The 20,357-nt window shown below is 61.2% G+C and carries 18 protein-coding genes, 1 other RNA gene and 2 pseudogenes; 8 read left to right on the top strand and 13 right to left on the bottom strand.

Going from position 1 to position 20,357, the window contains the following annotated elements:
• Window positions 1-21: 21 nt before the first annotated feature.
• The 5 genes from AC13QO_RS08955 to tkt form a co-directional block, all read right to left on the bottom strand.
• Window positions 22-1,896 (bottom strand): potassium/proton antiporter, encoded by a 1,875-nt coding sequence (locus AC13QO_RS08955; RefSeq protein WP_085779352.1) that lies wholly within the window; start codon window positions 1,894-1,896, stop codon window positions 22-24.
• A gap of 400 nt (window positions 1,897-2,296) precedes the next feature.
• Window positions 2,297-2,473 carry a hypothetical protein gene (locus tag AC13QO_RS08950; protein ID WP_198175465.1) on the bottom strand — a complete coding sequence of 59 codons (177 nt, stop codon included), beginning with the start codon at window positions 2,471-2,473 and terminating at the stop codon, window positions 2,297-2,299.
• 165 nt (window positions 2,474-2,638) lie between these two features.
• Window positions 2,639-2,953, bottom strand: coding sequence for a hypothetical protein (locus AC13QO_RS08945; RefSeq protein WP_488540479.1), 315 nt, complete (start codon window positions 2,951-2,953; stop codon window positions 2,639-2,641).
• Window positions 2,954-3,083: 130 nt separating this feature from the next.
• Window positions 3,084-4,094 (bottom strand): type I glyceraldehyde-3-phosphate dehydrogenase, encoded by a 1,011-nt coding sequence (gene gap, locus AC13QO_RS08940; RefSeq protein ID WP_221157199.1) that lies wholly within the window; start codon window positions 4,092-4,094, stop codon window positions 3,084-3,086.
• A gap of 84 nt (window positions 4,095-4,178) precedes the next feature.
• Window positions 4,179-6,152 carry a transketolase gene (gene tkt, locus AC13QO_RS08935; RefSeq protein WP_488540478.1) on the bottom strand — a complete coding sequence of 658 codons (1,974 nt, stop codon included), beginning with the start codon at window positions 6,150-6,152 and terminating at the stop codon, window positions 4,179-4,181.
• A gap of 332 nt (window positions 6,153-6,484) precedes the next feature.
• Here tkt and AC13QO_RS08930 point away from each other — a divergent pair, with 332 nt between their 5' ends.
• From AC13QO_RS08930 to ssrS, 3 genes are all read left to right on the top strand, one after another.
• Complete coding sequence (locus AC13QO_RS08930) at window positions 6,485-6,760, top strand: DUF4164 domain-containing protein (RefSeq protein ID WP_011426717.1); 276 nt, start codon at window positions 6,485-6,487, stop codon at window positions 6,758-6,760.
• A gap of 16 nt (window positions 6,761-6,776) precedes the next feature.
• Complete coding sequence (locus AC13QO_RS08925) at window positions 6,777-7,154, top strand: cell division protein ZapA (protein WP_488540477.1); 378 nt, start codon at window positions 6,777-6,779, stop codon at window positions 7,152-7,154.
• A gap of 69 nt (window positions 7,155-7,223) precedes the next feature.
• Window positions 7,224-7,382: non-coding RNA, 6S RNA (gene ssrS, locus AC13QO_RS08920), on the top strand.
• An 83-nt stretch (window positions 7,383-7,465) separates the two neighbouring features.
• Here ssrS and AC13QO_RS08915 read toward each other — a convergent pair.
• The 4 genes and pseudogenes from AC13QO_RS08915 to AC13QO_RS08900 all read right to left on the bottom strand — a co-directional run.
• Window positions 7,466-7,644: pseudogene (locus tag AC13QO_RS08915) on the bottom strand (esterase-like activity of phytase family protein); the annotation flags it as partial.
• Window positions 7,645-7,681: 37 nt separating this feature from the next.
• Window positions 7,682-8,665 carry an NAD-dependent epimerase/dehydratase family protein gene (locus AC13QO_RS08910; protein ID WP_488540476.1) on the bottom strand — a complete coding sequence of 328 codons (984 nt, stop codon included), beginning with the start codon at window positions 8,663-8,665 and terminating at the stop codon, window positions 7,682-7,684.
• A 98-nt stretch (window positions 8,666-8,763) separates the two neighbouring features.
• Window positions 8,764-9,300 carry a helix-turn-helix transcriptional regulator gene (locus tag AC13QO_RS08905; protein WP_221157197.1) on the bottom strand — a complete coding sequence of 179 codons (537 nt, stop codon included), beginning with the start codon at window positions 9,298-9,300 and terminating at the stop codon, window positions 8,764-8,766.
• Between the two features lie 76 nt (window positions 9,301-9,376).
• Window positions 9,377-9,712: an ArsR/SmtB family transcription factor gene (locus AC13QO_RS08900; protein ID WP_085779346.1), complete on the bottom strand. Its 336-nt coding sequence runs from the start codon at window positions 9,710-9,712 to the stop codon at window positions 9,377-9,379.
• A gap of 55 nt (window positions 9,713-9,767) precedes the next feature.
• On the opposite strand from AC13QO_RS08900, the gene AC13QO_RS08895 reads away from it, so the two are divergent.
• The 5 genes from AC13QO_RS08895 (at window position 9,768) to AC13QO_RS08875 (ending at window position 17,914) form a co-directional block, all read left to right on the top strand.
• A complete protein-coding gene (locus tag AC13QO_RS08895; protein WP_085779345.1) occupies window positions 9,768-10,250 on the top strand; it encodes an SRPBCC domain-containing protein in 483 nt (160 codons plus the stop codon).
• A 112-nt stretch (window positions 10,251-10,362) separates the two neighbouring features.
• The gene (gene gnd / locus AC13QO_RS08890; RefSeq protein WP_085779344.1) at window positions 10,363-11,394 is read left to right on the top strand and encodes a phosphogluconate dehydrogenase (NAD(+)-dependent, decarboxylating); all 1,032 of its coding nucleotides are present in this window, start codon (window positions 10,363-10,365) and stop codon (window positions 11,392-11,394) included.
• 201 nt (window positions 11,395-11,595) lie between these two features.
• Window positions 11,596-13,710, top strand: a complete 2,115-nt coding sequence (locus AC13QO_RS08885) for a mechanosensitive ion channel family protein (protein ID WP_488540475.1) — start codon at window positions 11,596-11,598, stop codon at window positions 13,708-13,710.
• A 221-nt stretch (window positions 13,711-13,931) separates the two neighbouring features.
• Complete coding sequence (gene mprF, locus AC13QO_RS08880) at window positions 13,932-16,535, top strand: bifunctional lysylphosphatidylglycerol flippase/synthetase MprF (protein WP_488540474.1); 2,604 nt, start codon at window positions 13,932-13,934, stop codon at window positions 16,533-16,535.
• Window positions 16,532-17,914 (top strand): virulence factor family protein, encoded by a 1,383-nt coding sequence (locus AC13QO_RS08875; protein ID WP_285192637.1) that lies wholly within the window; start codon window positions 16,532-16,534, stop codon window positions 17,912-17,914. The genes mprF and AC13QO_RS08875 overlap by 4 nt, the downstream gene beginning before the upstream one ends.
• Here the strand turns inward: AC13QO_RS08875 and AC13QO_RS08870 are convergent.
• The 4 genes and pseudogenes from AC13QO_RS08870 to AC13QO_RS08855 form a co-directional block, all read right to left on the bottom strand.
• Window positions 17,911-18,474 carry a DinB family protein gene (locus AC13QO_RS08870; RefSeq protein WP_488540473.1) on the bottom strand — a complete coding sequence of 188 codons (564 nt, stop codon included), beginning with the start codon at window positions 18,472-18,474 and terminating at the stop codon, window positions 17,911-17,913. The two genes, AC13QO_RS08875 and AC13QO_RS08870, sit on opposite strands and share 4 nt — an antisense overlap.
• 38 nt (window positions 18,475-18,512) lie before the next feature.
• Window positions 18,513-19,019, bottom strand: a pseudogene (locus AC13QO_RS08865) (NUDIX hydrolase).
• Window positions 19,020-19,026: 7 nt separating this feature from the next.
• On the bottom strand, window positions 19,027-19,929 hold the full coding sequence (locus AC13QO_RS08860) for a metallophosphoesterase (RefSeq protein WP_488540472.1): 903 nt from the start codon (window positions 19,927-19,929) through the stop codon (window positions 19,027-19,029).
• A partial coding sequence (locus AC13QO_RS08855) for a Holliday junction DNA helicase RuvB C-terminal domain-containing protein (protein WP_488540471.1) occupies window positions 19,930-20,357 on the bottom strand: 428 nt, incomplete at its 5' end.

The following is a 20,357-nucleotide window of genomic DNA, read 5'->3' as shown; positions in this document are numbered from 1 at the left end:
ATCATTCGAGACGCAAGGCGTTCAGCGACCGTTTTCGCGTCTGGCTTTCTCGCCTCCGACCGATGTTTTCGGCATGGTTTCGGGGACCGCCGCTTCGCGGTTGCGGCGTCCCTTCAACCGGTCGCGGATGCGCTGAATAATGTCCTTGAGGTTGATGAAGATCGGCAGGGTGGTGGCGGGTTCGACCGCTTCGAGAGACATGCCGACGGAGGTGATATGGTCGTGCTCGTCGAGATCGCGGACGATGAGGATGATCGAGCCGAGACGGACGCGATCGGCATAATCGGCCTTGCCGCCGAGGCGCTGCCGCATCAGTTCCGCGATCGTCAGGCCTTTCTCGGATTCGTTGAGCAGGCCGGGCCCATAGGCGGCATCGAGATCGGCGGCGGGACGGGCAGGCGAGAGCGCGAAGGCGCCGAAGAATTCGGCATCATCCTCGTCCACCGGCGCCCGGCTGGCGAAGAGCCGGTCGAGCAGCCGGGAATAACTCGGCACGATGAAGAGATAGATCAGATCGTTTTCGCGCAGCCGCCCGGCATACTGATAACGCATTGACTTGCCGTCGCGAATGACAAGCGAAGGGGTAGCCCATCGCGGAATGCGCTCGCCGCGCAAAACCGGGCTATCCTTGATGACACGGTAGGAGAGAAGCTCATGGTTGGCAGCGCCCGGAAGATCGACCTCGACCTTGTCAACGGCGCCGATGCGCGGCGGAATGATCAGACCGAGCTTCTTGGCGATTGGCTTGATCGTCCAGCCCTGGACGAGCAGGGAAACCAACACAATGATGAAGGCGGTGTTGAAGAAGAGCTGACCGTTTTCCAGGCCGCCGAGGATGGGCATGATAGCAAGCAAAATGGAGACGGCGCCGCGCAGGCCAACCCAGGCGACGAAACCGATCTCCTGCTGCGTATAATCGAATGGAAGCAGCGACAGCCAGATTGCCAGTGGTCGGGCAATGAAGATCAGGAAGAGGGCAAGCAGGATGGCCGGTATGACGATGGCGGGAAATTGTGATGGAGTGGCGAGCAGGCCGAGCACCAGGAACATGATGATCTGCGCCAGCCAGGTCATGCCGTCCTGGAAGCGTTTGATGGTGCCGAGCGCCTGCATTCTCCGGTTTCCGGCGTAGATGCCGGCGACATAGACGGCGAGGAAGCCGCTGCCGCCGACTGCGCCGGCGAAGGAGAAGACGAGAAGTGCAAGCGCCAGCACGAAGATCGGCGTGAGGCCACGATCTGTATCGAGCTTGCTGACGATCAACACGATCATCATGCCGCCGAGCAGGCCGAGGATTACGCCGAGCCCCATCTGCTGCACGAACATGGCGAGCATGCCGATATTGATGCCGGCATAACGCTCGCCGCTCGCCAGGACCTCGACAAGGGCGATGGTGAGGAAGATCGCCATCGGGTCGTTGGTGCCGGATTCGACTTCCAACGTCGAGCGCACCTTATCGCGGATGTTGATGCCGCCGATGCGCAGCAGGAAGAAGACGGCGGCGGCATCCGTCGATGCGACGATCGAACCGAGCAGCAGGCCTTCGAGCCAGGTGAAGTTCAACAGCCACATGGCAGCGACGGCAAAGAGGGAGGCGGTGATCAGAACGCCGACCGAGGCGAGCGTCAGAGAAGGCACGGCCGCGAGCCGAAAGGCCTGCATCGGCGTGCCGAAGCCGGAATCGAACAGGATGACCGCGAGAGCAATAGAGCCGAGAATATAGGCGAGATAGTTGTTGCTGAATTCGATGCCGAGCCCGTCGACGCCAGCGGCAAGGCCGATCATCAGGAAGAGCAGCAGCAGCGGGGCGCCGAAGCGGAAGGCGAGCAGGCTCGAAAAAGCGGCAAGAAGCACGAGCGCCGTCGCGACCAGCACCACAATATAGAACGCTTCCATGCCCACCCCTTTCTATCGAATCCTTCGCGGATGTGGCCACCCCCGACCGATCCGCCTGTCTCAACCCCTCCATTCCACGTCGATCCATCAGTAAACGGCAAACCGGCATAGAAGGGTAGGCCTTGCGGCTTAACCTCGTCTCGTGCTGCATCATGCTGCTGAACGGCTGCCGGACACCGACACGGAAATGCTACGGGAGAAACTCTCTACAAAGAATGTATAAGAAAATCAGGCAAGAGCAGGGCGAAAGAAGGTACGATCGATTTTTCCAGCAGCTACCCATAGATCGCAATAGTATAGGACACATTCCTCCGCGCGGCCGGTTTGGCTTTGCCCGATGAAGCGAATAGTCTGCGGGGATGAGCCGACTGTGGCTATGTGGCCGGCCATTGCTCCGCTATCAAAACACCGCCTGAAGTATGATGACGGCGAGAAACGCAACACCGATGAACGCGGCGACCCGGACGACCAGACGATTGGCCTTTGCCAGCACGGCAGGTCGGACGTCCCGCTTGGGGTGAAACCGCTGCCGCCGCTTGAGGGTGCTGTGGGGCAAGCGTTTTTGCACCTCTGCCATTTATCGCCTCCGCTTGGATCATTCAGCCATTGTGCAACGTGATGCACCCTTCAGTTTATCACGCTTGGGCAGGGGATTGCCAACCGTGATTCCGTCCCGCGGCCGCAGCGAAATCGTCGCTTCGAGATTGGCTTTTAAACTTGGAAGGCCGATACATATCGACTGTCAGTCTTCGGTGTCCTCACCCTCTTCGGTCAGATCTTCGACCGGGACCAGGAAAACCACGAACTCGTCGTCGATGGTCCTTTCCGGATCGTCGTCGAATTCATAGGCGTGCTCGACTTCGCTTGCTTCTTCAGCAGTCGCCTTGCGCAGGCTGAGCGTCGCCTTGCGGTCCCACAGGGGCTTGCCCTCGGACTCAAGGATGGTCAGGTCGTCGCGAAAATCTTCCGCCTCGAAGAAATGCGTCGCTTCCTCATGATTCTTCGAGCGAAAGCTGGCGACGGCGCGGCCGGCGATTTCAACGGTAAAATAATCCATCCATCCCTCTTTATCTCCCCGAGTGCGATTGCGGCTCCGGGGTTATCAACAATGCCATCACCGGCTTCGTGCGCCTATAACAAAACGGCCCGGTTTCCCGGGCCGTCTGCGATTTTCGATAGTCGGGCGCTCAGATGAGCTTGGCGAAGGCGACTGCCGTGTCGGACATGCGGCTGGAGAAGCCCCACTCGTTGTCGTACCAGGACAGGACGCGCACGAAATTGCCTTCCATGACCTTCGTCTGATCGGTTGCGAAGATCGAGGAGTGGCTGTCGTGGTTGAAGTCGCGGGAGACGAGGGGCTCGTCGGTGTAACCGAGGATGCCCTTCAGCTTGCCGTTGGAGGCAGCCTTGATGGCTTCGTTGATTTCGCCGACCGTCGTGGCCTTCTTGGAGACGAACTTGAAGTCGACGACCGAGACGTTCGGGGTGGGAACGCGGATCGAGGTGCCGTCGAGCTTGCCCTTGAGGTGCGGCAGCACGAGTCCGACGGCCTTGGCGGCGCCCGTCGAGGTCGGGATCATGGAGAGGGCGGCAGCGCGGGCGCGATACAGGTCCTTGTGCATCGTGTCGAGCGTCGGCTGGTCGCCGGTGTAGGAGTGGATGGTCGTCATGAAGCCGTGGTCGATGCCGACGGCGTCGTCGAGAACCTTCACGACCGGTACCAGGCAGTTGGTGGTGCAGGAGGCGTTGGAGATGACCATGTGCTCCTTGGTGAGCTGGTCATGGTTGACGCCGAAGACGACCGTCAGGTCAGCGCCGTCGGCGGGAGCCGAGACGATGACGCGCTTGGCGCCGGCCGTCAGGTGGGCGGCGGCCTTGTCGCGGGCGGTGAAGATGCCGGTGCATTCCATGGCGATATCGACGCCGAGCTCGCGGTGCGGCAGCGTTGCCGGATCCTTGATCGCGGTGACCTTGATCGGCTTGCCGCCGCCGACGATGATCGTGTCGCCTTCGACCTTCACCTCGGCCGGGAACTTGCCGTGGATCGAGTCGTAACGCAGCAGATGCGCATTGGTCTCGACCGGACCGAGGTCGTTGATGGCGACGACCTCGATGTCGGTACGGCCGGATTCGACGATAGCGCGGAGGACGTTACGGCCGATGCGGCCGAAACCATTGATGGCAACCTTGACTGTCATGTTCATTCACTCCCGATAGAATAGGGCCCGATAGGCCGGGCGGCCTGGAATTGAGGAGATGGAGAGCGCCTCAAGGCGCTCTCATTAAAGCTTTGCTTCGGCGGCCGCAACGACAGCGTCGGCGGTGATGCCGAAATGCTTGTAAACGTCCTTGACCGGACCAGACGCGCCAAAACCCTTCATGCCGATGAAGCTGCCTTCCGGTCCGATGAAGGCGTCCCAGCCTTCGCGAACGGCGGCTTCGACGGCAATCTTGACCTGTGAGTTGCCGAGCACGTCCTTGCGGTAGGCGTCCGGCTGCTCGAAGAACAGTTCCGTGCAGGGCACCGAGACGACACGCACCGAAACGCCCCTGGCTTCCAGAGTTGCGCGGGCGGCAACGGCGATTTCGACCTCGGAGCCCGAAGCGAAGATCGTCACCTTGGCATCGGCATTGCCGGCAAGCGTGTAGGCTCCGAGTTCGCAGAGGTTCTTCGCATTATACTCTGTGCGGACGGTCGTCAGGTTCTGGCGGGTGAGAGCCAGAGCGGACGGGCGGTTCTTGCTCTTCATGGCGATCTGCCAGCATTCCGCCGTCTCGACGGCGTCGGCCGGACGGAAGACCTGCAGGTTCGGAACGGCGCGCAGCCCGGCGATCTGCTCGACCGGCTGGTGAGTCGGGCCATCTTCGCCAACGCCGATCGAGTCATGGGTCAGGACGTGGACGACGCGAATGCCCATCAGAGCCGAGAGGCGGATCGGCGGGCGGCAATAATCCGAGAAGATCATGAAGCCGCCGCCATAAGGGATGAGACCGCCGTGCAGCGAAATGCCATTCATGGCAGATGCCATGCCATGTTCGCGGATGCCCCAGTGCATGTAACGACCGGCGAAATCCGTCGGCGTGATCGAGTGCATCTGGCTGGTTTTGGTGTTGTTCGACGGGGTCAGGTCGGCGGAACCGCCTAGCGTTTCCGGCACGAAACCGTTGATGATTTCAAGCGCGTCTTCCGATGCCTTGCGGGTCGCAACCGTCGGCCTGGTTTCCGCGAGCTTCTTCTTGTAATCGTCGATCGCCTTGTCGAAACCTTCGGGCAGATCGCCGGCAAAACGGCGGGTGAACTCGGCCTTGGCAGGCGACTTGGCAAGCGTTTCTTCCCATGCCTTGACGATGTTGTCGGAGCGGGTGCCGGCCGCGCGCCATTCATCGAGAAGATCGGAGGGGATGACGAAGGGCTCGTACTCCCAATTCAGCGCCTTGCGGGTGGCTGCGATCTCATCGGCACCGAGCGGGCTGCCGTGAACCTTGTGGCTGCCGGCCTTGTTCGGGGCGCCGAAGCCGATCACCGTCTTGCAGGCGATGAAGGTCGGACGATCGGACTTGTGAGCGGCTTCGATCGCGTTGGCGATGGCGGCCTGATCGTGGCCGTCGATCTCGATCGTGTTCCAGTGAACGGCTTTGAAGCGGGCGATCTGATCGGTCGAGTCCGACAGCGAGACGGCGCCGTCGATGGTGATCGAATTGTTGTCCCAGAAGAGGATCAGCTTATTGAGCTTCAGGTGGCCGGCAAGGGCGATGGCTTCATGGCTGATGCCCTCCATCAGGCAGCCGTCGCCATTGATCACGTAGGTGTGGTGGTCCTGGAGGTCCGCACCGAATTCCTCGCGCAGCTTGCGTTCGGCGATCGCCATGCCGACCGCATTGGCGATGCCCTGGCCGAGCGGCCCGGTGGTGGTCTCGATGCCAGTTGCGTGGCCGTATTCAGGGTGGCCGGCGGTCTTGGAGCCGACCTGACGGAACTGCTTCAGGTCCTCGATCGTCATGTCGGGATAACCGGTCAGATACAGCAGCGAGTAGAGCAGCATCGAGCCATGGCCGGCCGACAGCACGAAGCGGTCGCGGTTTGGCCAATGCGGCTTCTTGGGGTCGAAGCGCAGATATTTGGTGAACAGGACCGTCGCCACATCAGCCATGCCCATCGGCATACCAGGGTGGCCGGAATTCGCCTTTTCCACGGCGTCCATGGCGAGGAAACGGATCGCGTTCGCCATCCGGTCGTTTTGTTGGAGAGAGGTCATGGCTTTTCTGCAAGCTCCGGGTGTCGGGGGATGGCCTCGAGCCTCCAAGACCATCGAGTGAAAGCGGCTGACACATAGCAGTTGGGGCTGGCGAGTCAATCAATGGCGGGGCAAAACCCAGCGGCCTGCGGCAATTTTTTGACATTTGATCGCGCAACTTTACAAAAGACCAAAGCGGCACGGCGGGCCTGCCCAAACGTTCATCCACAGATAGGCAGGCCGCCGGGTGACGGGATTTATTGACGGGCCGTTGGCGAGCTGCATATCCTCTTGAAATCAAAAGATCGGCAGATGTGGCCGATTCGCAGGTCCTGCACGGGAATCGGAAAGGCATGATGCCCACAGGCAAAACCATGGAAGCAGCGCTCGACGAATTGAGACAGGCGATTTCGAGCCTCGAGAACGCCGTCGACATGCGCATCGAGCGGCAGCGAGAGCAGGGTGAGATCGAGGGCGAGGTGCGACGTGTGCATGCCGACCGCTCCCGTCTGGCCCAGGAGCTCGATCAGGCCGAGTTTCGCGCCAACCGGCTGGAAGAGGTCAATCGTGAGGTATCGCGGCGGCTGGTGACGGCCATGGAGACGATCCGCGCGGTTCTGGACCGCTGATGAGAGAGAATTTGATATGGCGCAGGTGACGGTAACGATCGACGGCAAGGCTTATCGCATGGCCTGCGAGGAAGGGCAGGAGGATCATCTGACCGACCTCGCCACTCGTTTTGACAGCTATGTCGGCCATCTCAAGGGCCAGTTCGGTGAGATCGGCGATCTCCGGATCACCGTCATGGCCGGTATCATGATCATGGATGAGATTGCCGAGCTGACACGTCGCATCGCGGAGCTGGAATCCGAGCTCGAGTCGCTGCGCGGCAACCGCGACACCGTGCTTGCCGCGACTGCCCGCACCGAGGAAAGCCTCGCGGCGGCGCTCGGCGAGGTGTCGAGCCGCATTCGCGGCATCACCGACAAGCTGAATGGCCGGGCCGCCCCCGAACTCAATTGATGTCAATTAAATAGAGTCGGGCTGCGGTCGCCACTGGCGCGCCGGTGCAAACGACCTTATATATCGCGATGCGGTCTGCGCCTCTCGACAGGAACCACAATCCCTGGGGCCATACTCGATCCAAAGGGAGCTGTCCCTGTCCGGGCTCGTGGGCCTGGACACACGGTGCCCACCTACGTTTGTAGGCGCCCAGGATCGTAAACATCCATCGGTCGTCGTGGATCGCACTTTCTCTTTATCGTTGGCAGGGCGCCGGATGCAGGAGCGAACGTGAGTTGCACGTCCGCCCCTTTCAAGATGTCCTTATTTCTTCAGGCAAGGGTGACCTGGAAGACCTGGAACATCGTGTCGACGTCGGCGCCGCGTCCGCCTTGTAGGCTGCGCCCACCTGGAAGCCATCCTGTGTGAGGAAGTCGTTGTCGTTGGCGACAAACAGGAAGTAATCGTCCGGCGACTGCGGATCGAGAACGCTTGCAATGCCCATGGCTTCGATGACGCTTTGCGATCCCGGCATTCAGCGTCTTATCTCAGGCGACCGGATAGGGTCCTTCAGCGAAGACTTCGTCATGATAGCCCTTGGAGCCGACGTCGATCGCCAATGGGCTTCGCCATTCCCGGCGCTCGCGCAGGCAGTCGACCACGAAACGGAAATCATAGCGCGGCTGCCAGCCAAGTTCGCGCCTTGCGCGTTCGTTGACGTAGACGCGATCGAGCGTCGGGAACATTTTCCAGCCGCGTTCGGCGTAAAGCGTGTTTGCACCTGGAAACAGCCGCTCGACGACAGCAGGCGCGTCACGCCTGAGCTCAGCAACGTCGCCCGATAGAAACGGCGTCGTGGCCGAGATGATATAGCGGCCGAAGCCGATCGCCGGTGCCTTTTCGAGCGCCAGCAAATGGGCGCCGACCACGTCGCTGATATCGACGCGGCGATGAAGCAACTCGTTGGCCTGCGCATTTTCCGCCGAATAGCTGTTGCGAATCTCGGAATCATCATCGCTTTCGGGAAAGAAACGCGATGTTCTGAGGATGACGACAGGCAGGCGGAATTTGCGGGCGAAGAGTTCGCAGACGCCTTCGGCGGCGAGCTTCGTCACGCCGTAGATATTCTTCGCTATAGGAGGCACGTCCTCGGTGACCCACGCGGCAGGTTCGCCGGCGGCCGGCGTCAATGCGGCACCGAAGGCGCTGGTGGTGCTGGTGAAGACGAAGCTTGCAACGCCCGCGGCGGTCGCCTCTTCAAGCAGGTTCAGCGTGCCGCCGACATTGGTGTCGAGGAAATCGCGATTGCCGTGGGTCGCCACATGCGGCTTGTGGAGTGTCGCGGCATGGACGACATGGCTGATGCCCGACATCGCCCGCCGGATGAAGCCCCGGTCACCGATGGAACCAACCATATCGGTAAAAGCCGATGGCCTGATGTCGATGCCCCGCGCCCACCGGCTCTGAGCTCTCAAGCTGCGCATCAGCGCCTCGCCGAGATGGCCTGCGCTTCCCGTCACCAATATCATCATCGCATCCTCTCCTGACCGTGTCAGCGGCGGACGCTATAAAGACCGGTGTCGTGGGACAACGCATAAATTATGCACGGGCATGCAGGAAAGCTGCAAGCTCAGCGGATTGTGGTGACGAGGCGGCCAGCGCTGCCGTCGGAAAGCCTGATCCGCTCCCAGGTGACGCGGCCGGGGGCAATCGGCAGGCGTGCATTGCCGTTGGCGCCGGTATCGAAGGTCAACGACAGCAGCCTGCCCTCGTGCCAGCCTCTTACCTCCAGAGACTGTTCGGCGGCGGCGATCTCGGTGGAAGCGTAAGAGAAAAGAGAGCGGCCGAGAAAAGTGCTGAGCGGGGCGCGCCATTCCGCCTGCCGCAAGCGAGAGGCAGAAAGCAGCCGATGGGTGCTATCGCAGATCAGATGTACAGGCCGGACGGAATCCTCGACCAGGCGCCTTAAAGCCGCGTCGGCCGCAGCATGTTGCGGCGAGGCGAAGATCCGCTCCAGCTTGACGGCCTGTTCGGGCGAGGGGCCAAGCTGGCCGCGCTCCCAGCGCGAGACGGTCGCCTGGTTGACGCCGAGGAGTTCCGCAAGGTGCTGCTGCTTCATGCTGCGCAGCAACCGCATGCGGCGTATGCCGGCTCCTGATATCGTCATTTGTCGTGAGCTCCCATGCATCTCTGCCAGGATAGGAGTTCGGCGGGCCGGAAGGCAAGCCGATCCTCACGCCGGATCATTGTTCCGGCTGGTCTTCGAGATCGCTTCTTAGCTGATCGAGGATCGACAGGGCATGACCTGCATAGGCGCTGATCCAGCGGTCGTAGATATGCTTGATCGGCAGGCTGTTCAGGTGGTTCCAGCGTTCGCGGCCCTCCTTTCTGACGATGATCAGATCCGCTTCCTCAAGCACCTTCAGATGCTGCATCACCGTGCAGCGGTCCATTTCCGGAAACATTTCGCAAAGCGTTCCGGTGGTGCGGGGCGCGTCCTTGAGCAGGTCGAGAATCTCGCGGCGGCGATGATGCGCTAGCGCCTTGAAGACAGAGTTGTCGGTTGATTCGCTTGACATGTTATATTTTTATAACATAATGGCATCAGGCACAATGGAGAAGAGGAGAAGTGCCATGTCTCTCGGAATCCGCGTTTCCGGCCGGATCGGCCGTCCTGTTGCCGAAGTGTTCGATGCCGTCGTCAACCCGAAGAAGCTCAGCAGCTATTTCACCACGATCGGCGGGGCGAGCGCCCCGCTCGTTCAAGGCACGACAGTAACCTGGTGGAAGGATGCGCCGGTCGAGGTTGTTGAGCTTGTGCCGGAAAGCCGCATCGTGCTTCGCTGGGACGGCGGCACTGCTGAGGACAAGACAAGGTATAAGACGCTGGTGGAAATGAATTTCAAGCCGCTGGAGGACGGCGGCACGCTGGTGACGATTGCCGAGAACGGCTGGCGCGAGGACGAGGCCGGCCGGCGCGGCACCTATCTCAACTGCGAAGGCTGGACGCAGATGCTTTGCAGCATGAAGGCCTTCGTCGAATACGGCATCAATTTGCGCGACGGCATGTATCTCAGCGAGATGAAGGGCGAGCCGGCCAGCGCCCCGGATGTCTGACGAGGCTGTCTCGAAGGAGATCGGCGGCCATCGCCAGACTTTGCTTGCCTGTCACACTGCGGGTGCTAGTTTCCGGAGTCGATACTTCATCTCGGTTTCCAGGAGATTCATTATGCAGCTTGGTATGGTCGGTTTGGGCCGCATGGGCAATTATATGGTCCAGCGCCTGATGCGGGGCGGTCACGAATGCGTCGTCTACGACACCAGGCCCGAAAGCGTTGCCGATTTGGCAGGTCTCGGCGCGACCGGCAGCGCTTCGCTGGAGGAATTCGTCTCGAAGCTCACGCATCCGCGTGCGATCTGGCTGATGCTGCCGGCGGCGATCGTCGACAAGGTGCTGGCGAGCCTGGTGCCGCTGCTGCAGAACGGCGATATCGTCATTGATGGCGGCAATTCCTACTATCATGACGACATCCGCCGCGGCGCTGAGCTGATCACCAAGGGCATTCATTATGTCGACGTCGGTACCAGCGGCGGCGTCTTCGGCCTGGAGCGTGGCTATTGCCTGATGATCGGCGGCGAAAAGGGCATCGTCCAGCACCTTTCGCCGATCTTCGCGACGCTGGCGCCAGGGGCCGGCAAGACGGAGGCCTCGCCGAACCGCAGCGCCGAGGCGGCCGCGGCCAGCACCGCCGAACAGGGCTATCTGCATTGCGGCCCGCATGGCGCCGGCCATTTCGTCAAGATGGTGCATAACGGCATCGAGTACGGTTTGATGGCCGCCTATGCCGAGGGCCTCAACATTCTGAAACATGCCAATATCGGCGCCGCTTCGCATGATGCCGATGCGGAAACTGCGCCGCTCGCACATCCCGAACATTTCCAATACGACTTCAATCTGCAGGATGTCGCGGAAGTCTGGCGCCGCGGCAGCGTCATCACCTCCTGGCTGCTTGATCTCACCGCCGATGCACTGCATGCCGACCCCGCACTTTCGAAATTTGCCGGGCGGGTCTCGGATAGCGGCGAGGGCCGCTGGACGATCATGGCGGCAATCGATGAAAGCGTGCCGACGCCGGTGCTGAGTGCGGCGCTCTACGGCCGCTTCTCCTCGCGCGACAATGACGAGTTTGCCAATAAGGTGCTGTCGGCAATGCGGGCGGGTTTCGGAGGCCACGTGGAAAAGCCGGCTTCGAAATCCTGAGGCTCCCTTCACTGAGTCCAAGGCGACCGTCGCCCCGTAAATGGCGGATTGAAGGCGTGGCTCGGGCAGGCGACAGCCGCGGCTGTTCCTAGCCATCGGCATGGTTTTTCTACCGCTTGCTGGCGGCAGCAGTCGCGAGTATCCATTGCAAGATGTCGGCCTCGTTTCGTGCAAGCGCCGACACTTCGTTGGAGGGCGGTCGTGAAGCGTGACAGGGCAGGCGGCTTGACGGCCGCCATATCGGGCATATTGGCATTCATTGCGCTTTTCTCCGTGGCTTCGCCCAGCTTTGCCCAGGCCCAGCCGGCGCAAGCGCCAGCCGCGGCCAACCCGCCGGCCCAGGTGCGTGAGATGATGCAGCTAATGCAGACGCCCGAGGTCAAGCAATGGATGTCGACCCAGATGGCGGCGACGCCCGCGGGCGATACAGCGGCGGAAAACCAGATGTCCGTCTTGTCGGGTTTGCTGCAGCATTCCCGCCGTCATGTCTCGATGGTTTCCGATGCCGCGATGACGCTGCCCTCGCAGATTAGCAATGCATCCTCGCTGCTTTTCGGCGAAATCGCCGCCACTGGCCGGGTCCGTATGATCGCCCAGTTCCTGGCGATCTTTCTGCTGGGCGCGATCATTGAAAGCATTGCCCGCTATGCCTTCCGCCGCCGCCGTCGCCGTCTGGCTCAGATGGCAGGCATGCATCTGGCGCCACGCGTCATCCCGGCACTGATCTTCGCGGCGGCGACTGTGTTGACGCTGCTCAGCCTCTACTGGCCGCCGCTCAGCCAGAGTATCGCGATCGTCTGTGTCGTTGCGCTGATCGTCCAGCGTTTTACAATCTGCCTCGGCGGTGTGCTGGTCGATCTCATCGGACTGGCGCGAGCCGAGGAAGAACGGCAGGGCGTCCCCGCGCCGACCATGCCGGGACGTGCCGTCGCACTCTTCTGGTATCGCCGCTCTGCAACCTTCGTCATCTATTTTATCTTTGGCTGGGCGGCCATTCAGTCGATGGAGCCGCTCGGCTTTTCCCCGAGCGCCCGGCTGTTTGTGGGGTACATTCTCGGCATTGGACTGCTGCTGATCGCCATCGAGGCGGTCTGGTCGCGGCCTCATAAGGACGAGAAGCGCGGTCACGAGATTTCCTGGACGCTCACCGTTTATTTCCTGCTGCTCTGGGGCCTCTGGGTCACCGGCTTCAACTGGCTGCTCTGGCTCGGCATCTATGTGCTGATGCTGCCGCGGGTGCTCGCCGTCGCGACGATCGCGGTGAAATCGCTGCGGCAGACCGAGGCGAGTTTCCTTGCCACGCGCCGCATCGCCACCGTGTTGCTTGATCGCGGTGTGCGTGCGCTGATCATCGCAATCGCGGCAATCTGGCTCGGTCGATTGCTTGGTGTCGGCGCTGACACGATGGCTGCCGGCGACAAGATGGTCGACAAGATCGCTCGCGGCGTCATCGGAGGCATTGTCATCCTGCTTGCGGCTGATCTGCTCTGGCACGTCGTCAAAGCCTATATTGACGGCAAGCTGCTCGATTCACCCCTGGATGGTACCGCGACGGACGAGGAAAAGGCGAAACATGCGCGGATCCAGACGCTACTGCCGATCTTCCGCAATATCCTTGCCGTGGTTATCGCTGTCATCGCGGTTCTGATGGTGCTCTCCGGCCTCGGCATCGAGATCGGGCCGCTGATTGCCGGAGCCGGGGTCGTCGGCGTTGCCGTCGGCTTCGGCGCCCAGACGATCGTCAAGGACGTCATCAGCGGCATGTTCTATCTCTGGGACGATGCTTTCCGCGTCGGCGAATATATCGAAAGCGGCAGCCACAAGGGCGTCGTCGAAGCCTTCAGCCTGCGATCGGTGAAGCTCAGACATCATCGCGGGCCGCTGACAACAGTGCCGTTCGGCGAACTCGGCGCGGTGAAGAACTTGAATCGCGACTGGACGATCGACAAGATCAGCCTAAACGTCAAATACGACACCGATCTCGTTAAGGCGAAGAAGGTGATCAAGCAGATCGGCCAGACACTGCTCGAAAACCCGGAATTCGGCCCGCACATCATCGAGACACTGAAGATGAAGGGCGTCGAGCAATTCGGAGAATTCGCAATCGAGATCCGCCTGTCGATGATGACGAAGCCCGGCGAGCAATTCGTCATCCGACGCAACGCACTGGCGATGATCCGCAACGCCTTCAAGGAAAGCGGCATCGAGTTCGCCGTGCCGACGGTGCAGGTGGCGGGCGATCGAGAGGCCGATTTGGAGGCTGCCGTCGCGCGTTACGCTTCTCATATGCGAGCCAACGGCGAACCGGCTGCATGAATGCCGCCACCTGAACCTCATTACCGCCGCAAGGCATTCAAGCTTACGAAAATGCAATGTGCCATCAGGTATTCCTGCGCAAATTCGCCCCAATTGAAGATGATTGAGGCGCAGGCGGCGGGGTCGGGTAGCGTCGGCATGGCTTCATAGAGCTTCTATGCCCGTCATGTTACGTCTTCGAAAAATGATTCCCGTCGAATTGGAAACTGCGCAGGTAAGAGATGTCGGGTCACGGCAATTTGGAAGAGATCGAGGCGACGGACGGGTTTTCTTTTCGCACGCTTTTCAGACGTTACAGAACGCCGCTCACTGCGGCAGCGACGCTTATCGTCTTCTGTCTCGTCGGTTACGCGATCATGCAGCTTACCAACGAGGTGCGCTATGACGATGTCGTCGCAGCGCTGGCTGCGACGAGGCCGAGCGCGATCCTGCTTGCTCTGTTCTTCACGGCGCTGAGTTTCCTTTCGCTGGTCTTCTATGATCTCAATGCGATCGAATATATCGGCAAGAAGCTGCCCTTTCCGCATGTGGCGCTGACGGCATTCAGCGCCTATGCCGTCGGCAACACCGCCGGCTTCGGCGCACTGTCGGGCGGGGCGATCCGCTATCGCGCCTATACGCGCCTCGGGCTCTCGCCGGAAGATATCGGCCGCATCATCGCCTTCGTCACGCTCTCCTTCGGCCTTGGGCTGGCGGCCGTCGCGTCGATCGCCCTCATCATCATCGCCAGCGAGATCGGGCCGCTGGTCGGTGTCAGTCCATTTCTTCTGCGGCTGATTGCCGGCTCGATCATCGCCATTCTCGGGGCTGTAATGATCATCGGCCGCGAGGGTCGTGTGCTCGATTTCGGGGCCGTGGCAATCCGCCTGCCGGACTCGCGCACCTGGTCGCGCCAATTTCTGGTCACCGCCTTCGATATTGCCGCCTCCGCGTCGGTGCTCTACGTGCTCTTGCCGCAGACGGCGATTGGATGGCCGGTCTTCCTCGCCGTCTATGCGATCGCCGTCGGTCTCGGCGTGCTCAGCCACGTTCCCGCCGGGCTCGGCGTGTTCGAGACCGTGATCATCGCTTCGCTCGGCAGCGCGGTGAATATCGACGCGGTGCTGGGATCGCTGGTGCTCTACCGGCTGATCTACCATGTCTTGCCGCTGTTGATCGCCGTGCTCGCGGTCTCGGCGGCGGAGTTGCGCCGTTTCGTCGATCACCCCGCCGCCTCCAGCGTCCGCCGTATCGGCGGACGGCTGATGCCGCAGCTGTTGTCAACCTTGGCGCTGCTGCTCGGCGTCATGCTGGTGTTTTCGAGCGTCACGCCGACGCCGGACCAGAACCTGGAATTTCTTTCCAACTATCTGCCGTTGCCGATGGTCGAAGGGGCGCACTTCCTCTCCAGCCTGCTCGGGCTCGCGCTGGTGGTCGCGGCGCGCGGCCTCGGTCAGAGGCTCGACGGCGCATGGTGGGTGGCCGTGTTTTCGGCCGTTGCCGCATTGACCTTGTCGCTTCTGAAGGCGATTGCCCTCGTCGAAGCAGCCTTTCTCGCCTTTCTCATCTTCGGGCTCTTCGTTAGCCGGCGGCTCTTCACCCGGCATGCATCGCTGCTCAACCAGGCGATGACGGCATCCTGGCTGATGGCGATCGCCGTGATCGTCGTTGGCGCCGTCGTCATCCTGCTCTTCGTCTATCGCGATGTCGAATACAGCAACGAACTCTGGTGGCAATTCGAATTCACCGCCGAGGCGCCGCGGGGACTGCGCGCCTTGCTCGGCATCACCATCATCTCCTCGGCGATCGCCATTTTCAGCCTGCTCCGACCGGCTGCTTTCCGGCCCGAGCCGGCGACAGAGGAGGCGCTGACGCGTGCCGTCGACATTGTCAGGAAGCAGGGCAATGCCGATGCCAATCTGGTGCGCATGGGCGACAAGAGCATCATGTTTTCGGAAAAGGGCGACGCTTTCATCATGTACGGCCGGCAGGGCCGCTCATGGATCGCACTGTTCGACCCGATTGGCGATCATCGCGCCGTGCAGGAACTTGTCTGGCGGTTCGTCGAAGCGGCGCGCGCTGCCGGCTGCCGCGCCGTCTTCTACCAGATTTCGCCGGCGCTGCTTTCCCATTGCGCCGATGCCGGCCTCCGCGCCTTCAAGCTCGGCGAACTGGCGGTGGTTGACCTCCGGACCTTCGAAATGAAGGGCGGCAAATGGGCGAACCTTCGCCAGACGGCGAGCCGAGCCCAGCGCGACGGGCTGGAATTCGCGGTGGTAGAGGCCGAGGACGTGCCTGATATCATCGATGATCTCGCCGCCGTTTCCACGGCCTGGCTCGAACATCACAATGCCAAGGAAAAAGGCTTCTCGCTCGGTTCCTTCGATCCCGATTACGTTTCCTCGCAACCGGTCGGCATCCTGAAGAAGGACGGCAAGATCGTCGCCTTCGCCAATATCCTCGTCACCGAATCCCGGGAGGAGAGCACGATCGATCTGATGCGCTTCTCGCCGGACGCGCCGAAGGGCTCAATGGACTTTCTCTTCGTGCAGATCATGGAATATCTGCGTAACCAGGGTTTCACCCACTTCAATCTCGGCATGGCGCCTCTCTCCGGCATGTCGAAACGCGAAGCAGCGCCCGTCTGGGACCGTATCGGTAGCACCATCTTCGAGCACGGCGAGCGCTTCTATAACTTCAAAGGCCTTCGGGCATTCAAATCCAAGTTTCATCCGCACTGGCAACCGCGCTATCTTGCGGTTTCCGGAGGAGGCAATCCGATGATCGCGTTGATGGACGCGACATTTCTGATCGGGGGCGGATTGAAAGGGGTAGTGAGAAAATGATCAGGACAATCCTTCTTGCCACGGCATGCGTCTGCATGCTCGCGGCCGCGCCGGCTGATGCCGCCGAGGAAACCACGCAGAGCTTCGAAAGTGGACTCATCCCATCGCCGCACATCTTCCTGCCGGAAGGGGAGGTGAAGGGCACCGTGATGCTGATCTCGGATGCCGCCGGCTGGGGCGATTATGAGAAGGCCGAGGCCGACAGGCTGGTCGCCGAAGGCGCTGTCGTCATCGGCGTCGACTTTCCCTCTTATATGCAGGCGCTCAGCCGCTACGACGTCAGCCTCAACGACGGCTGCATCTACATGGTCTCGGATATCGAATCGCTGAGCCAGCAGGTTCAACGCGCGACCGGCAACAATGCCTATCACCTGCCGATCGTCGCCGGCATCGGCGAGGGCGGCGCCTTGGCCTTGGCGATCGCGGCTCAGACGCCGGATGCGACGATCGGTCAGACGCTTGCGGTCGATCCGCTGGCCGGCATTCCGCTAACCAAGGAGCTTTGCACGCCGGCTTCCAAGAAGGTGATCGGCCAACGCACGGTCTATGGCCTCAGCGACGGCGCCCTGCCGGATCCGATCATATCAGTTTTCACGCCTAAAGCTGACAAGGACGGCCGGGCGCATGCCGAGGCGCTACAGAAAGCCCATTCCGAGATCGAGATCCGCGATTCCACAGACGATGCACAGACGGTATTCGGCGACACGCTCGATGACCTCGTCACTGCCTCCGGCGCCTTCGGCAATCCGCTCGGCCTGCCGCTGGCGGTGCTGGAAGCAACGCCTGCCTTTGATACGATGGCCGTGATCTATTCCGGCGACGGCGGTTGGCGCGACATCGACAAGGAGGTCGGCGGCACGCTGCAAAAAGAAGGCATTCCCGTCGTCGGCGTTGATTCACTTCATTATTTCTGGTCGGAGCGCAAGCCCGAGGAGACAGCCAACGATCTTTCGAAGATCATCGATTTCTATCGTAAGCAGTGGAAGGTGAAGCATGTTCTGCTCGTCGGCTACTCTTTCGGCGCCGATGTCGTGCCCGCCACCTATCAGCTTCTCAAACCGGCCGAGAAGTCCTCCGTGGTGCAGTTGTCGCTGCTGTCGCTCTCGCACCAAGTTGATTACGTCATCTCCGTTCTCGGCTGGCTCGGCCAGAAGACCGAAGGGGCAGGGGGAGATCCGATCAGCGACCTGAAGAACGTCGATCCGAAGTTGGTGCAGTGCATCTACGGCAAGGAAGATGACGATGATGTCGCTTGTCCGGCACTCAAAAATAGCGGCGCCGAAGTGGTCGAACTGCCCGGCGACCATCATTTTGATGAGAACTACGATCTTCTCACCAAGTCAATCATCGATGGGCTGAAGAGACGGCTGCAGGATTAACGCATCAGCCGTTCTTCACTCCAGCCGAGTTCGGCGAGTTCCCTGCCGCGAAACCGCGCATCATCGGCGACGATGAATTCGTCGAGTTGCGGCGGGGTAACGCTGGTGCCGGCAAGCATCGCATGGACCTGGCCGCGATGATGGGTCTGATGCTGAAAAAGGTGGGCAAGCACGTCGTCCGTCCGCTCCTGCTGAATACGATCGCCGCGATGGAGACTGACGATCGAGATCAGCCTTTCCGGCGTCAGGACTTCGCAAAGGTCGATCAGGCGCTGATCGACCTTTGCCTGCGCTTGGGTCAGTGACTCGACATCGTCGAAGGGTTCGTCCACCTCGAAAGCCTGGAAGCCGAGCGTGCCACCTTCCATGCCGTCGACATAGAACCAGTCGACGGTGATGATATGATTCAGGGTCTCCTTGATCGACGGAAAGAAGCTCGTGCGCGGCGCTTCGAATTCGCCCGCCTTCAACGCCGCGCAGGCGTGAAGCAGCCGGTGGTTGGCAAGGGCGTTGTTATAGGCAAGCTTGCGAAACGCCCTGGCGGGATCGAAGGTCGACATCGGCGGCTTTCCTCTTTCAGCACTCCGGAATGTTTGCGTCAGTCATCGAGATTGCCGTCGCGCCAGACGAGATGACGTGGTGCCCCGGGCAGGTTCTCGATTTCATCAGCGATGAAATAGGGCGGGATGTCGAGCGCGGTCAGGGCCGCGCGCGTTGCCGGCACCTATTTGAATTAGGTATGGTTGTCGCCATCTTCGACGCGATGGATGATCTCATGCGGCTGAAAGGGAAATTCCGCCGGGATTTCCATCAGATAATAGAAGCCGAGTTCATGCCAGTCGCGTTGTTCGTAGTGGAAAAAGTTCTCGACGATCCAGAGCAGGCGCAAGACGGTGACCTTGAGGCCAAGCTCCTCCATCATCTCGCGTTTCAGCGTTTCCTCCGACGTCTCGCCGATTTCCGCCCGACCGCCCGGAAAGGTCCAGAAGGGCTCGTGCACGGCGCGATGAACAAGCACGTGCCCATCGCGAAAGCCGAGGCCGGCAATACGGTAGTTTAAACGCGCAGCACCCTGAGTCAGGCGGATGGGAGTGCGCTTGCTCATGTCGTTCTTATCCGAGATCGATTACGACGATTTCCGGTGGTACGCCGAAGCGGACAGGAGCAATGGAGCAGCCGAGCCCACCGGAAACGATGATATTGCGCCCCTCCTCGACGATATGGCCATAGGCGTAGCGATCGCCGTAGCGCGAGGGGACGATTGGTGAACGGCCGAAGAACCGGATCTGTCCGCCGTGGGTGTGACCCGAGAGCGTCAGCGAGACACGCTCGGGCACGCGGGGAAAGATATCGGGCTCATGGGCAAGCAGGATGACGGGCGCGTCATCGGTGACCTGAGCCATCGTTCCATCGAGATCGTCGAGGCCGGTCATGCGCGTGCGACCCCATTTCCTGCCCGGGAGCAGCGCCAGCTGATCTTCGAGCCCTGCGAGCCAGAAGCCGCGGCCATCCTTTTCGAGCCGGACGGCGCGGTTGCTGTAGACAGGGATGCCGACATCGGCAAGAGCCCGGTGCCCGAAGGTTTCCATCCCGCCGGTCTTCTGGGCGGTCCTGTCTTCCCACCAGTCGTGATTGCCCATGATTGCGTGGACGCCGAGTGGTGCCTGGAGTGCGGCCAGCGCCTTGGACCATTGGCTCGAATGCACGTACTGCGTCACCATGTTCATGCCCGAGGCGTAATCGCCGAGCAGGACGGTCACGTCGCCTTCGAGTTCGTTGGCCCGGTGGCAGATCGAGGTAATGCGGTTTGCCGACATCCAGGGTTCGCAGGCATGGATATCGGCGAGTGCGACAACGCGAAGCTTCAGCCCCGATGTCCATCCCGGCGGCGTCAGTCGGTAGCGGGTGATGCCGAGCCGCGCCAGCGGTTCATAGGCGAAGGCATAACCGCCGAGCGCCATGACGCCTGCGACACCCCCGCCAAGAACCTTGAAAAATCCGCGGCGGGTGATCACTCAGTCGTCCTCCTGGAACAGCCGGAACTGCGCAGCCTCCATCTCCTTGGGCGGTTGCATTCCCAGATGTTTCCACGCGATTGCGGTCAGAACGCGGCCGCGCGGCGTACGCTGAATGAAGCCCTGCTGGATCATGTAGGGCTCGATAATGTCCTCGATCGCGTCGCGCGGTTCCGAAAGGCCGGCGGCGATGGTTTCGATACCGACCGGTCCGCCGCCGAAATTGACTGCGATCATGTTGAGGTAACGTTTGTCGAGCTGATCGAAACCGACATTGTCGACCAGCAGGCGGGTCAGCGCTTCGTCGGCGATCTCGCGGGTGACGGCCTCGGCCCTTGCCACTTCGGCGAAATCACGCACGCGCCGCAGCAGCCGGCCCGCAATGCGCGGCGTGCCGCGGGCCCGCCTGGCGATCTCGCGGGCGCCTT

It is taken from the genome of Rhizobium sp. CNPSo 3670, from assembly GCF_057784555.1.
The sequence above is the reverse complement of the archived record's forward strand: the minus strand, read 5'-3'. Positions and strand labels throughout refer to the sequence as shown.

Excerpts from the sequence above, each read along its gene's own strand:
- AC13QO_RS08955 (WP_085779352.1), bottom strand. The coding sequence starts at position 1,896 with ATGGAAGCGTTCTATATTGTGGTGCTGGTCGCGACGGCGCTCGTGCTT.
- AC13QO_RS08950 (WP_198175465.1), bottom strand. The coding sequence starts at position 2,473 with ATGGCAGAGGTGCAAAAACGCTTGCCCCACAGCACCCTCAAGCGGCGG.
- AC13QO_RS08945 (WP_488540479.1), bottom strand. The coding sequence starts at position 2,953 with ATGGATTATTTTACCGTTGAAATCGCCGGCCGCGCCGTCGCCAGCTTT.
- gap (WP_221157199.1), bottom strand. The coding sequence starts at position 4,094 with ATGACAGTCAAGGTTGCCATCAATGGTTTCGGCCGCATCGGCCGTAAC.
- tkt (WP_488540478.1), bottom strand. The coding sequence starts at position 6,152 with ATGACCTCTCTCCAACAAAACGACCGGATGGCGAACGCGATCCGTTTC.
- AC13QO_RS08930 (WP_011426717.1), top strand. The coding sequence starts at position 6,485 with ATGATGCCCACAGGCAAAACCATGGAAGCAGCGCTCGACGAATTGAGA.
- AC13QO_RS08925 (WP_488540477.1), top strand. The coding sequence starts at position 6,777 with ATGGCGCAGGTGACGGTAACGATCGACGGCAAGGCTTATCGCATGGCC.
- AC13QO_RS08910 (WP_488540476.1), bottom strand. The coding sequence starts at position 8,665 with ATGATGATATTGGTGACGGGAAGCGCAGGCCATCTCGGCGAGGCGCTG.
- AC13QO_RS08905 (WP_221157197.1), bottom strand. The coding sequence starts at position 9,300 with ATGACGATATCAGGAGCCGGCATACGCCGCATGCGGTTGCTGCGCAGC.
- AC13QO_RS08900 (WP_085779346.1), bottom strand. The coding sequence starts at position 9,712 with ATGTCAAGCGAATCAACCGACAACTCTGTCTTCAAGGCGCTAGCGCAT.
- AC13QO_RS08895 (WP_085779345.1), top strand. The coding sequence starts at position 9,768 with ATGTCTCTCGGAATCCGCGTTTCCGGCCGGATCGGCCGTCCTGTTGCC.
- gnd (WP_085779344.1), top strand. The coding sequence starts at position 10,363 with ATGCAGCTTGGTATGGTCGGTTTGGGCCGCATGGGCAATTATATGGTC.
- mprF (WP_488540474.1), top strand. The coding sequence starts at position 13,932 with ATGTCGGGTCACGGCAATTTGGAAGAGATCGAGGCGACGGACGGGTTT.
- AC13QO_RS08875 (WP_285192637.1), top strand. The coding sequence starts at position 16,532 with ATGATCAGGACAATCCTTCTTGCCACGGCATGCGTCTGCATGCTCGCG.
- AC13QO_RS08870 (WP_488540473.1), bottom strand. The coding sequence starts at position 18,474 with ATGTCGACCTTCGATCCCGCCAGGGCGTTTCGCAAGCTTGCCTATAAC.